This is a genomic window from Cupriavidus necator, from assembly GCF_016127575.1.
Lineage (GTDB): Bacteria > Pseudomonadota > Gammaproteobacteria > Burkholderiales > Burkholderiaceae > Cupriavidus > Cupriavidus necator_D.
In genome coordinates, this window is record NZ_CP066019.1 from 164204 (window position 1) to 177472 (window position 13269).

14 protein-coding genes are annotated in these 13269 nt (G+C 68.2%); 8 read left to right on the forward strand and 6 right to left on the reverse strand.

All coding sequences use genetic code 11. The annotated features are described in order from the left end of the window. Positions 1-2: 2 nt before the first annotated feature. Together I6H87_RS19775 and I6H87_RS19780 are read right to left on the reverse strand one after the other, a co-directional pair. Positions 3-1586, reverse strand: coding sequence for an aldehyde dehydrogenase (NADP(+)) (locus I6H87_RS19775; protein WP_011616417.1), 1584 nt, complete (start codon positions 1584-1586; stop codon positions 3-5). Positions 1587-1606: 20 nt separating this feature from the next. Next, positions 1607-2539, reverse strand: coding sequence for a dihydrodipicolinate synthase family protein (locus tag I6H87_RS19780; RefSeq protein WP_010809845.1), 933 nt, complete (start codon positions 2537-2539; stop codon positions 1607-1609). A 113-nt stretch (positions 2540-2652) separates the two neighbouring features. Between I6H87_RS19780 and I6H87_RS19785 the strand changes: the two genes are divergently transcribed. The 4 genes from I6H87_RS19785 to I6H87_RS19800 all read left to right on the forward strand — a co-directional run bounded on the left by I6H87_RS19785 (position 2653) and on the right by I6H87_RS19800 (position 6986). Further along, positions 2653-3609 carry a LysR substrate-binding domain-containing protein gene (locus I6H87_RS19785; protein ID WP_011616418.1) on the forward strand — a complete coding sequence of 319 codons (957 nt, stop codon included), beginning with the start codon at positions 2653-2655 and terminating at the stop codon, positions 3607-3609. A gap of 109 nt (positions 3610-3718) precedes the next feature. After that, positions 3719-4687: a Bug family tripartite tricarboxylate transporter substrate binding protein gene (locus I6H87_RS19790; protein WP_011616419.1), complete on the forward strand. Its 969-nt coding sequence runs from the start codon at positions 3719-3721 to the stop codon at positions 4685-4687. Between the two features lie 16 nt (positions 4688-4703). Further along, positions 4704-5720, forward strand: a complete 1017-nt coding sequence (locus I6H87_RS19795) for a 4-hydroxythreonine-4-phosphate dehydrogenase PdxA (protein WP_011616420.1) — start codon at positions 4704-4706, stop codon at positions 5718-5720. 90 nt (positions 5721-5810) lie between these two features. Next, on the forward strand, positions 5811-6986 hold the full coding sequence (locus tag I6H87_RS19800; protein ID WP_011616421.1) for an L-rhamnonate dehydratase: 1176 nt from the start codon (positions 5811-5813) through the stop codon (positions 6984-6986). A 68-nt stretch (positions 6987-7054) separates the two neighbouring features. Here the strand turns inward: I6H87_RS19800 and I6H87_RS19805 are convergent, their stop codons facing one another. Then, positions 7055-7291 (reverse strand): hypothetical protein, encoded by a 237-nt coding sequence (locus I6H87_RS19805; RefSeq protein WP_010809850.1) that lies wholly within the window; start codon positions 7289-7291, stop codon positions 7055-7057. A gap of 220 nt (positions 7292-7511) precedes the next feature. Here I6H87_RS19805 and I6H87_RS19810 point away from each other — a divergent pair, with 220 nt between their 5' ends. Both I6H87_RS19810 and I6H87_RS19815 read left to right on the forward strand, forming a co-directional pair. Further along, entirely contained in the window at positions 7512-8057 is a 546-nt protein-coding gene (locus tag I6H87_RS19810; protein ID WP_011616422.1) for a GNAT family N-acetyltransferase, read from the forward strand. A gap of 59 nt (positions 8058-8116) precedes the next feature. Next, complete coding sequence (locus tag I6H87_RS19815) at positions 8117-9262, forward strand: hypothetical protein (protein WP_011616423.1); 1146 nt, start codon at positions 8117-8119, stop codon at positions 9260-9262. A 103-nt stretch (positions 9263-9365) separates the two neighbouring features. Here I6H87_RS19815 and I6H87_RS19820 read toward each other — a convergent pair whose 3' ends face one another. Further along, a complete protein-coding gene (locus I6H87_RS19820) occupies positions 9366-9593 on the reverse strand; it encodes a hypothetical protein (protein ID WP_010809853.1) in 228 nt (75 codons plus the stop codon). 339 nt (positions 9594-9932) lie between these two features. Here I6H87_RS19820 and I6H87_RS19825 point away from each other — a divergent pair, with 339 nt between their 5' ends. After that, positions 9933-10481 (forward strand): PadR family transcriptional regulator, encoded by a 549-nt coding sequence (locus I6H87_RS19825; protein ID WP_010809854.1) that lies wholly within the window; start codon positions 9933-9935, stop codon positions 10479-10481. Positions 10482-10534: 53 nt separating this feature from the next. On the opposite strand, the gene I6H87_RS19830 is transcribed toward I6H87_RS19825, so the two are convergent. Both I6H87_RS19830 and I6H87_RS19835 read right to left on the reverse strand, forming a co-directional pair. Beyond that, a complete protein-coding gene (locus I6H87_RS19830) occupies positions 10535-11530 on the reverse strand; it encodes an NAD(P)H-dependent flavin oxidoreductase (RefSeq protein WP_011616424.1) in 996 nt (331 codons plus the stop codon). Between the two features lie 61 nt (positions 11531-11591). Continuing rightward, positions 11592-12026, reverse strand: a complete 435-nt coding sequence (locus I6H87_RS19835) for a nuclear transport factor 2 family protein (RefSeq protein ID WP_010809856.1) — start codon at positions 12024-12026, stop codon at positions 11592-11594. A 209-nt stretch (positions 12027-12235) separates the two neighbouring features. On the opposite strand from I6H87_RS19835, the gene I6H87_RS19840 reads away from it, so the two are divergent. Further along, positions 12236-13258, forward strand: coding sequence for a tyrosine-type recombinase/integrase (locus I6H87_RS19840; protein ID WP_011616425.1), 1023 nt, complete (start codon positions 12236-12238; stop codon positions 13256-13258). The last annotated feature ends 11 nt before the right edge of the window (positions 13259-13269 follow it).

Here is a 13269-nt window from a genome sequence, read left to right on the forward strand (position 1 = left end):
CCTCAGCCGGGCATCCCTTGCAGCTTGCCGTCGAGGCGCCACGCGTGGCGTTGCGGGCTGTCCGGGCGCAGCGACGCGGGCAGCAGGCCGGGCGGCATGTCCTGGTAGCTGACCGGGCGCAGGAAGCGCGCGATGGCCAGGCTGCCGACCGAGGTGCTGCGGCCGTCGGACGTCGCCGGCCACGGCCCGCCATGCACCATCGCATGTCCGACCTCCACGCCCGTGCCGAAGCCATTGACCAGGATGCGTCCCGCCAGGCGTTCCAGCGCTGGCAGGAAGGTGCGGGCGGCGTCGTGGTCGGCATCCTCGATATGGAGCGCGGCGGTCAGCTGCCCCTCCAGCGCGTCGATGACGCGCCGCATCTCGGTGAGGTCGCGGCAGCGCACCACCAGCGAGGCGGCGCCGAAGACTTCGTGGCGCAGCGCTTCGTTGGCCAGGAAGACATCGGCGTCGGTGGCGAACAGCGCGGCCTGTCCCTGCGCAGCCGATCCCGCCGCGCCGCGCGCAACGGTCTGCACTTGCGCATGGCTGGCGAGCGTATCGACGCCGGCGCAATAGGCACGATGGATGCCGGGCGTCAGCATGGTCGCAGCCGGCAGCGCCCCCAGCCGCGCAGCCGCGGCCTGCAGGAAGCGCTCCAGGTCATCCCCCGCAACCGCCAGCACCAGGCCGGGGTTGGTGCAGAACTGCCCGGAGCCCAGCGTCAGCGAATCCGCGAACGCCGTGCCGATGGCTTCGGCGCGATTGGCCAGTGCGTGCGGGAACAGCAGCACCGGGTTGATGCTGCTCATCTCGGCAAACACGGGGATCGGTTCTGACCGTGCCGCCGCGATCGCCATCAGCGCCATGCCGCCGGCGCGTGAGCCAGTGAAGCCGACGGCCTTGATGCGCGGATCGGCCACCAGCCCTTGGCCGACCTCCAGCCCGGCATCGAACAGCAGCGAGAAAGTCCCTTCGGGCAGGTCCATGTCGTCGACGGCCTTGCGAATGGCGCGGCCGACCAGCTCCGATGTGCCCGGGTGCGCCGGATGCGCCTTGACGACGACCGGGCAGCCCGCGGCCAGGGCCGAGGCGGTATCGCCGCCGGCCACCGAGAATGCCAGCGGGAAGTTGCTGGCGCCGAATACTGCTACCGGCCCCAGCGCGATATGGCGCAGGCGCAGGTCGACGCGCGGCAGCGGCTTGCGTTCAGGTAGCGCGGGGTCGACGCGCAGTTCAAGGAAGTCGCCCTGGCGCAGCAGGCTTGCGAACATGCGCAACTGCCCCACGGTGCGGCCGCGCTCGCCTTCGATGCGCGCGCGCGGCAGGCCGGATTCGGTGGTGCAGCGGTCGATCAGGGTATTGCCCAGCGCCAGGATGTTGGCGGCGATGGCTTCGAGGAAATCGGCGCGCCGCTCGGGCGTGGTCTCGCGGTAGGCGTCGAATGCCTGCCATGCCAGCGCGCAGGCCTGGTCGAGCTGCGCGGGCGTGGCGCCGCCGAATGCCGGTTCGAGGGTGGCTCCGGTGGCAGCGTCGATGGCGTGGATGGTGCCGTTGCCGCCGCGTTCCGCGCGGCGGCCGATCAGGAGTTCGCCTGAGATTGTCATGCCTTGTCCTTTCGATGAGATCAGCGGGCCCAGCGCAGCACCAGCGGATCGAGCCGGCGCGCAATCTTCAGCAGCCCTTCGCGGGTGGCCGGGTGCATCGGCTGCAGCGGATGACGCACCGCGTCCGATGCGATCACGCCGCCTGCCTGCATCAGCACCTTGCTGGTGGCCAGCCAGCCTTGCCGGTTTTCATAGTTGATCAGCGGCAGCCATTGCTGGTAGCGCTGCGCGGCCAGTTCGGCGTCGCCGGCCTGCCACGCATCGAGGATCTGGCGGATGCCGTCGGGGAAGCCCGCGCCGGTCATGGCGCCGGTGGCGCCCGCTTCCAGGTCGGCCATCAGCGTGATGGCCTCTTCGCCGTCCCAGGGGCCGACGATGGCGTCGCCGCCCAGTTCGATCAGTTCGCGCAGCTTGGCCGCGGCCTGCGGCACTTCGATCTTGAAGTACGACACATTGCCGATCTCGCGCGCCATGCGCGCCAGGAACGGCGCGCTCAGGGTGGTGCCGCTGACCGGCGCGTCCTGGATCATGATGGGAATGTCGATGGCATCCGAGACCGTGGCGAAGAACTCGTAAATGCTGCGCTCGGGCACGCGGATGGTGGCGCCGTGGTAAGGCGGCATCACCATCACCATGGCCGCGCCCGCATCCTGCGCCGCGCGGCTGCGCTCGGCGCACAGGCGCGAGCTGAAATGCGTGGTGGTGACGATCACCGGCACGCGGCCGTCCACGTGTTCCAGCACGGTCTTCATCAGCACGTTGCGCTCGTCGTCGCTCAGCACGAACTGTTCGGAGAAGTTGGCCAGGATGCAGATGCCGTGCGAACCCGCATCGATCATGAAGTCGATGCAGCGGCGCTGGCCGTCGAGGTCGAGGCCGCCCTGCGCGTCGAAGACGGTGGGCGCTACCGGGAATACGCCGCGGTAGACGGTGGGGGATGGGGTGCGGGTCATGGACTCCTCCGGCTGCTTGTGAATTGGATCGGGCCAATATACGAGCCGCCATCCGGGCTGTATATTGAAACCTTTCCATCTGGTGATCGCTTTTGCGACTCACAGATTTCTTCATGAAATCCACCCTCGACGCCCTGACCGGCCGGTTGCGCATGAAGCAGCTGCAACTGCTGATCGCGCTGGACGAGCATTCCTCCCTGCACCAGGCCGCCGCGGCGATGGCGATGACCCAGTCGGCGGCCAGCAAGTCGCTGCAGGAGCTGGAAGGCATGCTGGAAGCGCCGCTGTTCGAGCGCTCCAGGCGCGGCATGCGTCCCAATGCCTTCGGCCATTGCGTAATCCGGCACGCACGCCAGCTGGTGGCCGACCTGGGCGCCATGTGCGAGGAGGTAGCGGGCATCCGCGCGGGCAGCGGCGGGCGCGTGGCCATCGGCGTGATCATGGGGGCGGTGCCGGAGGTGCTGGTGCCGGTGCTGGCGCGGCTGCGCCAGGCGCAGCCGGAGCTGGCGCTGGAGATCATCGAGGACACCAGCCTGCGCCTGCTGGGGCTGCTCGACGACGGCCACCTCGACCTGGTGATCGGCCGCTCGCTGGTCAGCGATGAACCGGCCCGCTACCACTACCACCCGCTGGGCGATGAGCAGGTCGCGGTCGTGGTGGGCCATGCGCATCCGGCACCGCGCGCGCGCGCGATGGGGTTTGCCGACCTCGCAGGTTATCGCTGGATCACCTATGCAGGCCATATGCCGATGCACGCGCTGCTGCAGCGCGAGCTGGACCTGGCCGGCATGAGCTTTCCCGCCAATGCGATCTCGACCTCGTCGGCCTTCGTCACGGTGGCCATGCTGCAGGGCGACCCCGGGCTGGTGTCGCTGCTGCCGACCGGCGTGGCGGCGATGTTCGTGCGCCAGAAGATGCTGCGCATCCTGCCCGTGCGGCTGCAGTCGCGGCAGCAGACTTTTGGCATCGTGACGCGGCGCGGCGGCGCCTTGTCCGCGGCGGCGCGACAGCTGGTCGCGATCCTGAAGGCATTGCCGCGCACTGCGCAGCAGGCGGCTGCCGAGGTATAACGCCAGGTGATCGCCAGTTCAAAAAACATCAGTAGTGGCGAATCACTGATGCTCCTATAGTCTGCCCATCCGCGCCGCAGAGCCGGACAGCAAAACGACGGAGACAGCAATGAAGACATGGATCGCCGGCGCACTCGCCGGCCTGGCCACGGTGGCGGCAGTAACGGGCAATGCCTGGGCGCAGGACACACGGCCGGTGCGGCTGATGGTGGGTGCAGCGCCCGGCGGCGGCACCGACGTGATGGCGCGCATCGTCTCCGACAAGCTCGCCGCGCAGCTGAAGCAGCCAGTCGTGGTCGACAACCGCCCCGGCGCGTCCAACACCATTGCCGCGGATTTGACCGCCAAGGCGGCGCCGGACGGCAATACGCTGCTGATGGGCGTGGTGACCTCGCAAGCGATCGCGCCGCACCTGCTCAAGCTGCAGTTCGATCCGCTCAAGGACCTGGCGCCGGTGGCGCTGGTGTCGTCGGTGCCCAATGTGCTGGTGGTCAACAACCAGGTGCAGGCGCGCGACGTCAAGGCGCTGGTGGCGCAGATCCAGGCCAACCCGGACAAGTTCCGCTACAGCTCGTCCGGGGTCGGCAGCACCCAGCACCTGGCCGGCGCGTCCTTCGCGCGGCAGATCAAGGGCAAGCTGCTGCACGTGCCGTACAAGAGCAGCAGCAGCGCGCTGGTGGACCTGATGGGCGGGCAGGTGGACATGAGCTTCGAGACCATGCCGTCGGTCATCAGCCATATCAAGGCCGGCAAGCTGCGCGCGCTGGCGGTCACCGCGGACCAGCGCTCGGCGCTGCTGCCCAACGTGCCCACGCTGGCTGAAGCGGGCGTGCCCGGCATCCAGATGAGTGCATGGTACGGTGTCTATGCGCCGGCCGGCACGGCGCCCACGACACTGCAGAAGCTGGGCAACGCGCTGGCCACGGTGATCAGGGACCCTGACACCGTGCGCCGGCTGGCCGATGTGGGCGCGGTGCCCGGCGCGCTGACCGCGGCGCAGTTCGATGCCTTCTCGCGTGCCGAGTATGTGCGCTATGGCAAGCTGATCGCTGAACTGGGCGTCAAGCTCGACCAATAACAACCCCGGAAGTCCAATGAATTCCCGTCCAAGAATCGCCATGGTGCTGGGCGACCCCGCCGGCATCGGCCCCGAACTGATCGCCAGGCTGCTGGCCGACCCCGCGACCGCCGTGCAGGCCGAGATCCTGTTGATCGCCGACCGCGACGAATGGCGCCACGGCATGCGGATCGCAGGCGTCGAGCTGGCGCTGGCCGAGACCGATGCGCCCGCCTTTGCCGACGATGGCAAGCCGCGCCTGTACCACTGGCAGCTGCCGGAGCGCCCGGCGTATGCGCGCGGCCAAGCCAGTGCCGAGGGCGGGCGCTACAGCCTGGGCACGCTGGCGCTGGCACTGCAGCTGGCGCAAGCGGGCCAGGCCGACGCGATCCTGTTCGGGCCGCTCAACAAGAGCTCGCTGCACGCCGCCGGCATGGCGCACAGCGATGAGCTGCACTGGTTTGCCGAGCAGCTTGGCTGCCACGGCAACTTCTGCGAGTTCAATGTCCTGGACGGGCTGTGGACCTCGCGCGTGACCTCGCACGTGGCGCTCAAGGACGTGCCGGCGATGATCACGCAGGAACGCGTGGGCGGCGCCATCGACCTGATTGACCAGGCCCTGCGCCGCGCCGGCATGGCGCGCCCGCGCATCGCGGTGTGCGGCCTGAACCCGCACAACGGCGACAACGGCGCCTTCGGCCGCGAGGAGATCGACGTGATCGCCCCGGCCGTGGCCGCGGCGCGTGAGCGCGGCGTGGCGGCAGACGGTCCGTTCCCGGCCGACACCATCTTCCTGAAGGTGCAGGGCGGGCCGTCGCAGCGGCAGTTCGATGCTATCGTCACCATGTACCACGACCAGGGCCAGATCGGCATCAAGCTGATGGGCTTCTCGCGCGGCGTGACGGTGCAGGGCGGGCTGCCGGTGCCGATCACCACGCCCGCGCATGGCACCGCGTTCGACATCACGCAGCAGGGCCGCGCCGATCCGGGCGCCACGCTGCAGGCATTCCAGATCGCCTGCCGCATGGGCGCGCAACGGCGCGCCACAGCCTAGCCACCACCTTCACCACACCAAATCCAGCAAGACCGCCCCCGGCGCGGCCGGGGAGCGTTCGCGCCAACGCATCGCCATCAGGAGCTGAACATGAAGATCACCAACGTCCGCGCCCGTGTCTTTGAATGGAAGGGCAAGACCGTGCCGCCGCAGGCGCATTTCTGCACCAACGCCACCGACATCCTGTTCGAGCGCGGCGACGCCATGGGCTCGTTCCGCTTCCACGGCTGGCTGGTGGTTGAAGTGGAAACCGATTCCGGCCTGGTCGGCATCGGCAACTGCGCGCTGGCGCCGCGCGTGGCCAAGGAGATCGTCGACCAGTACCTGGCGCCGGCGGTGATCGGCCAGGACCCGTTCGACAACGAATACCTGTGGCAGAAGATGTACCGCCGCACCCATGCCTGGGGCCGCAAGGGCATCGGCATGGCGGCGATCTCGGCGGTCGATATCGCGCTGTGGGACCTGATGGGCAAGGCGGTTGGGAAGCCCGTGTTCAAGCTGCTGGGCGGGCGCACCAAGGAAAAAATCTGGTGCTACGCCTCCAAGCTCTACAACAATGACGACCGCGACGCGTTCCTGGCAGAAGCGCAGCGCTACCTCGACCAGGGCTTCACCGCGATGAAGATGCGCTTCGGCTACGGCCCCAAGGACGGCCCCGCCGGCATGCAGAAGAACATCGAACAGGTGCGCCTGCTGCGCGAGCTGGTCGGCGACGGCGTCGACATCATGCTGGAGTGCTACATGGGCTGGACCCTGGAGTACGCGCGCCGCATGCTGCCGCGCCTGGCCGAGTTCAACCCGCGCTGGCTGGAAGAGCCGGTGATCGCCGACGATATCGAGGGCTATGCCGAGCTGAAGAAGGCGAGCCCGTTCCCGATCTCCGGCGGTGAACATGAATTCACCTCCTACGGCTTCAAGGACCTGCTCGAGCGCCGTGCGGTGGACGTGATCCAGTACGACACCAACCGCGTCGGCGGCATCACCGCGGCGCAGAAGATCAACGCCATGGCCGAGGCCTGGTCGGTGCCGGTGATCCCGCACGCGGGGCAGATGCATAACTACCACCTGACCATGGCCTCGACGGCTTCGCCGATGTCGGAGTACTTCCCCGTGCACGACGTCGAGGTGGGCAATGAGTTGTTCTACTACATCTTCAAGGGCGATCCGGCGCCGGACAACGGCTACCTGCAGCTCGACGACAACCTGCCGGGGCTGGGCCTGGAGCTGAACGAGGAGTACTTCAGCCAGTTCGACATCATCGGCTGACGGGCCAGTTGCCGGGTTCTGCCCGGCCGGGCAGCGCGCCATGTTTCACGACAATGCGCGCTGCCGCTTCAAGGCCGCCTCTTCTTCCACTCATAGTCCGGTGGCGGGTCGGCCGCGCCGGCCCGGCCCACGGCGTTGGGATTCTCCGAGCACAGCGTGACAAAGCTCACCGGCTCGCCCGCGTGCTGGCGCTGGCGCAGCGCCTCGGTAAAGTGCAGGGCCTCACGCATCGCATCGCTTGGGAATGACTGCGCGTGGGGGCTGAGCCCGGTGCCGTCGGCTTCGGACCAGTAGACCATATACATAAGGCTTCCTCTTCGTTGCGGCAGGCAATTTTGCAGGATCCTGCAACCTTCGTTCCCGGCGCCGGGAGTGTTGCATGATGGCGCGGGAGGCAGGCAAGGCACGCCGGTTGCAATCCCTGCATCCACGCTTTGCAAGCCTTGGCATGCGGCGGCACAATGATCGCTTCCCGACACCTTGCCGGCGCTGCGCCGACGCCGACCGCCTGCCGCGCCGCCTATCATGCCCGATCTTGCGCTGATCCCCGCCACGGCTGCCGATGCCGACCGGCTCGCCGCCATGCACGCCGCCAGCTGGCAGCACACCTATCCCGGCATGCTGCCGGCTGCTTACTTGCGGGACCAGGCCTACCCGGAACGGCTGGCCGCCTGGCGCGCCCGCATGCACAACGGCGCAGACGGCCCCGTGGAAGTCACGCTGGCCATGGTCGACGGCGAAGCCGCTGGCTTTGCCTGCCTGCTGCCCGAGGCGGAGCCCCGCTTCGGCATCTATCTCGACAACCTCCACGTGCTGCCGGCTTTCCACGGCCAGGGCCTGGGCAAGCGCTTGCTGGCCCACTGCGCGCAGCGCGTGGCCGCGCACTGGCCCGGGCGGCCGCTGTTCCTCTATGTGCTGGAAGCCAATACGCAGGCGCGCGAGTTCTACCAGCGGCTGGGCGGCGAGGAATCCGAGGCGTTCGAGGATGATTTCCACGGTCCGGACCTGCGGGTCATGGTCCGCCGCGTGACCTGGCCGGACGTGGCGGCGCTGGTCAGGCGCCTGGGCTGACCAGGACGGCGCGTCCGGGTCAGCCGACGGCAAAACACTCCCACAGGAATCCATTCCCCATGCTGCAAGCCCTTGCTCTCGTTGTGCCAAGCAAACCATGCCGGGCATTGGCCGGTGCTGCCATCGCCATGGCAGTGCTGGCCGGTTGCGCCAGCGCACCCGACACGCCTTCCGCCGCCACGGCGGTGGAGGCGGCGGCCACGCCGGCCCAGGCGAAGCCGCACTGGCAGCGCGTGCACCTGGGCACGGGCGCGGGCTATGACTTCCCGGTCTACACCAACCATCCACTAGACCAAGACCTGTCGCGCATCCGCGAGGTGGTGTTCGTGCAGCACGGCCTGCAGCGCAACGGCGATGATTACTACGCCGCCGGTGCTGCATTGCTCAAGGCCAGCGGCCGCAATCCGGACGAGGTGCTGCTGGTCGCGCCCAACTTCCCCGGCACGCCAGACCACGGCAAGGGCTTCGACGGCATGCCGCAATGGTCGGTGCAGGGCTGGATGAGTGGCGAGAACGCGGTCAACGCGCCGTTCACGGTCAGTTCACTGCAAGTCCTCGATGACATGATGGCCTTCGTCACCGACAAGGCGCGCTTGCCGCGGGTGGCCAGGGTGACCGTGGCCGGGCATTCGGGCGGCGCACAGATCGTGCATCGCTATGCCGTGCTGAACAATGTCGACGAGCGCATCCGCGCGCGCGGCATCGACCTGCGCTATGTGGTGGCCAACCCCTCGTCCTACCTGTACTTCACGGCGGTGCGCCCGGCCGGCGCGGACGGCCGCTCGTTTGCGCCTTACGACAAGGCAGTGTGCCCGGATTACGACAAGTACCGCTATGGCATGCAGGACATCGTGCCCTACGCCAAGGGTGCCAATGGCCAGTCGCTGTACCAGCGCTACGCCGGGCGTCAGGTGACCTACCTGGCCGGCACGGAAGACAACGACCCCAACCACCGCGTACTGGACAAGGCGTGCGGCGCTGAGGCCGAAGGTCCCACCCGCCTGCAGCGCGCCCGCGGCTACCTGCGCTATGAGCGCTACCTGGCCAGCCCCGGGCTGGTGATCCGCCACCAGGCCTATGAAGTGGTGGGCGTGGGGCACGACCAGGCACGCATGTTCGGATCGCAATGCGGTGCCAGGGCGGTGTTCGACATGGCGGAAACGGCCAACCCCGACGGCGCCGCCTGCCGCGCGCCGCAGCTCTGATTCCGCCGGCCAAGAAAAAACCCGCGAATCTCGCGGGTTCAAGTCCCTGCCCGCAGGAACGGGCTCGGAGGAGACAACCACAGGGAAACGGTTACGTGCCCGGTCAGCCCAGGCTGAATTTGACAACCTGTTCTTCGACGCCGACAAAGCGCACCAGCTGGCGTAGCCCGCTGGCGTATTCCTTGATATGGTGCCCGTCCGGCGTATCGGGCAGGCGGTAGTAAATGGGCGCCTTGTCGCGCATGGGCGGCAGGATGCCGATCGGGAGTTCGACGGCGTCGGCTTCCCAGGCCACGTCGCGCTCTTCGGCAAGCAGGATTCTTCCGGTCATGGACACACTCCAGGATTGCTGCAAGGTGCGGCCGGGGGCGGGTATGCGCTCGCACTGGATTTTCAATGTATGGAATGTATTGCATCCAACGCAGAAATGCCATTCAGCGTTTTTTAATTCTGTCTGCCAGGAAATTTCCAAAATGACAAATTTAACGAATGTATGGCATCTGCTGGCGACGCCGGTGACGACATCGCTGAGGTGCTGCGCAAGGCCGGCATTGCGATACCATAGCGCCAGCCCCGCGAAGTGCGGCTACCGGCGCGTCCCGGTTCCGGGTCTGCCGCATCCGCTTCCAACCATTTTCCATCGCCCCCCGACGGGCCACTGCCCAGACGCATGTCGACCCAGCACGCCTTGTTGATTTCCCTGATCGAAAAACCGTCGTCCGGTTATGACCTGGCGCGGCGCTTTGACCGTTCCATCGGCTATTTCTGGCATGCCACGCACCAGCAGATTTATCGCGAGCTGGGGCGGATGGCTGACAGTGGCTGGATTGCCGCGGATGAAACCGAGGCGGCGGAAGGCGAGGCCGGTGGCGGCGACCGCAAGAACCGCAAGAAGGTCTACCGGGTGTTGCCGGCCGGCCGTGAAGAACTGGCACGCTGGGTGCTGACCCCCGGCGCCAGCCTGGATCAGCGCGAGGAAATCCTGGTCAAGCTGCGCGCCGATGCGGTGATCGGGCCGCTTGGCCTCGGTGACGAGATGCGTCGGCTGATCGCGCTGCATCGGGCCCGGCTGGAGACTTACCTGGCCATCGAGCGGCGCGATTTCTCGACGCCGGACATGGACCGCGCGCAACAGCTGCGCTATGCGCTGCTGCAGCGCGGCATCCGCTTCGAGCAGGACTGGGTGGCCTGGGGCGAGGAACTGCTGCCGCTGCTGTAGCCGCGCCCGCTTGGGCGGCGGCTACGGCCTGCCAGGCCAGCTGACCGGCTGCGTCAGGCCAGGTCGACGGCGCGCGTGCCGGCCTGCTTGGCCTCGCCCAAGCCCAGCCGGCGGCGTGCCAGCGCATATTCCTCGGCAAAGCGCCGCACCAGCTCGCCTGCGGGCACCACGCGCTTGATTGCGCCCACGCCCTGGCCGGCGCCCCAGATGTCCTTCCACGCTTTGACGCTGGTGGAGCCGAAATTCATCTTCGACGGATCCGATTCGGGCAGCGCGTTCGGGTCCAGGCCGGCGCGCTCGATGCTGCCGCGCAGGTAGTTGCCGTGCACGCCGGTGAACAGGTTGGAGTAGACGATGTCGTTGGCGGTGCTGTCGACGATCATCTGCTTGTAGCCGTCCTGTGCGTTGGCTTCCTGCGTGGCGATAAAGGCCGAGCCGATATAGGCCAGGTCGGCGCCGGCGGCCTGCGCGGCCAGGATGGCGTCGCCGCTGGAGATCGAGCCCGACAGCAGCAGCGGGCCGTCGAACCATTCGCGGATCTCGTGCAGCAGCGCGAACGGCGACAGCGTGCCGGCATGGCCGCCGGCCCCGGCGGCAACCGCCACCAGTCCGTCCGCACCCTTCTCGATGGCCTTGCGCGCGAAGGTGTTGTTGATCACGTCGTGCAGCACGATGCCGCCGTACGAGTGCACTGCGTCGTTGACTTCCTTGCGCGCGCCCAGCGAGGTGATCACGATCGGCACCTTGTAGCGCACGCACAGCTCCAGGTCATGTTCAAGCCGGTCGTTGGACTTGTGCACGATCTGGTTGACGGCGAAAGGTGCCGACGGGCGGTCCGGGTGCCTGGCGTCGTGTTCGGCCAGCTCGGTGGTGATGCGGTCCAGCCATTCTTCCAGCTTGGGTGCCGGGCGCGCATTCAGCGCGGGGAACGAGCCCACCACGCCGGCCTTGCACTGGGCGATGACCAGGTCGGGGTTGGAGATGATGAACAGCGGCGAGCAGACCACCGGCAGCGACAGCCGGTTCTGGAGTTGGGCGGGAAGGGCCATGGGTGAAGTCTCCTGGGTATTTCGGTAAGGCGAAAAAGCGGTGCTGCGAAACAGGGTTGCGTCAGGCCGCGCCGGTCAGCACGTCCTTCTGGCTGGCCAGGCGCGCGCCCATGGCGGCGGCCAGCGCCTCCAGGCCCGAGCGCGGGCGCACCATGACTTCGAACTCGGCAATGCGGCCGGCGTCGTCGAAGCGGATCATGTCGATGCCCTTGAGCGCCTTGCCGTCCACGGCCGCGCTGAATTCCAGCACCACGCTGTGGCCGTCCTCGCTGACAAAGCTGCGGTGGTAGCGGAAGTCCTGGAACACCTGGTTCACCGTGGTCAGCACCAGCCCAATCGCGGCGCGGCCGGGATAGGGGGTGTGCGCGACCGGCGAGCGGAACACCACCTCATCGGCCACGATGGCGTCGAGCCCGGCCATCGAACCGTTGGCCAGCATCTGGTGCCAGGCTTCAAGTGAGGCCTGTGCGGCGGGAATCAGGTTGGTGGTGGTCACTTCGGTCTCCTTGGCTGGCGTCAGTGCGCGGCGTCTTGTTGCGGGGGTTTTATGCAACCAGTTGCATAGTGAATGGAAAGGTAGCATGCGCCGGGGCACCGTGCAAGCGATGCGGGGGCCAATGGTGCCGGCGCCCCGCCGCGCAGTGACGGGTTGTCTACAATAGGCGGGATCCCAACCCCGCACGCCGGCCCCCGGCAGGAGAGTCAGTGACCACTAAGCCCTCCGCTGCCCATCCTGAACAGGCGGCCTTGTTCGATGCCGACCTGGCCGCCTGGCGCGACCATCCGGAGCGCGCGTTCGACGGCTGGCTGGCACGGCATGGCTTCCGGCACGGCACCAGCGTGGTGTACCGCGCCATGTGGGGCAAGCTGCTGCGCTGGTCGGCCGAGCGCGGGCTGCCGCCGCTGAGCTGGTCGGCGGAGCAGATCGGTGAGTTCCTGGACGCGCAGCAGCTGCACAAATCGCACCGCTATCGCTATACGCGGCTGATCGAACGGGTGTTCCATCACCTGGCGCGGCTGCGCGAGGGCATGCACAACCCGGCCAGCCAGGCGGTGCGCGCCCATCTCGCCGACGGCGAGAACGATCCCACCGCGTTCCTGCTGCCGGGCGAGCGCGACCTGCTGGTGGCGCGGATACTTGGCCCGGCCGGCATGCCGGCCGGCGACACGCGCACCGCGGCATCGCCCACCCAATGGAAGCGCGCCCGCGATGTGGCCCTGCTGGCGGTGCTGCTCGGCGGCGGCCTGAAGGTAGGCGAAGCGCGGGCGCTGCGGGTCGATGCCATCGAAGCCGGCGCCCCCGGCCGGATGGCGCTGCGCATGGTCCGCGCGGACAACGGCCGAGCCTATACCGTGCCGCTGTTCAGCCTGGCCCATGCGCCGCTACGGGCCTGGCTGGCATTGCGCGAAGCCTCCGGCACGCTTGGCGGCCTGGTGTTTCCCGCCATGCCGGCGGGCCGGCCGATGCATGCCGCCTCGGTCTACCGGCGCGTGGAGATCCTGCTGGACGAGGCCGGCGTGCTGGCCGGGCGCAGCGAACGCGCGTCGCCGCAGACGCTGCGCAATACCTGCGCCGCCATGCATTTCGAGGCCGGCACGGCGCCGGCCGAGGTGGCGCAATGCCTGGGCATGCGCGACCCGGAGTCCGGCTGGCGGCTGCGCGCCGCCTATGAGGCCTGGCAGGCGCGGGCGGGGCTGGTGGCGGAAGTGCCGGGAAGCCGGGTCTAGCCCCGCGCGCC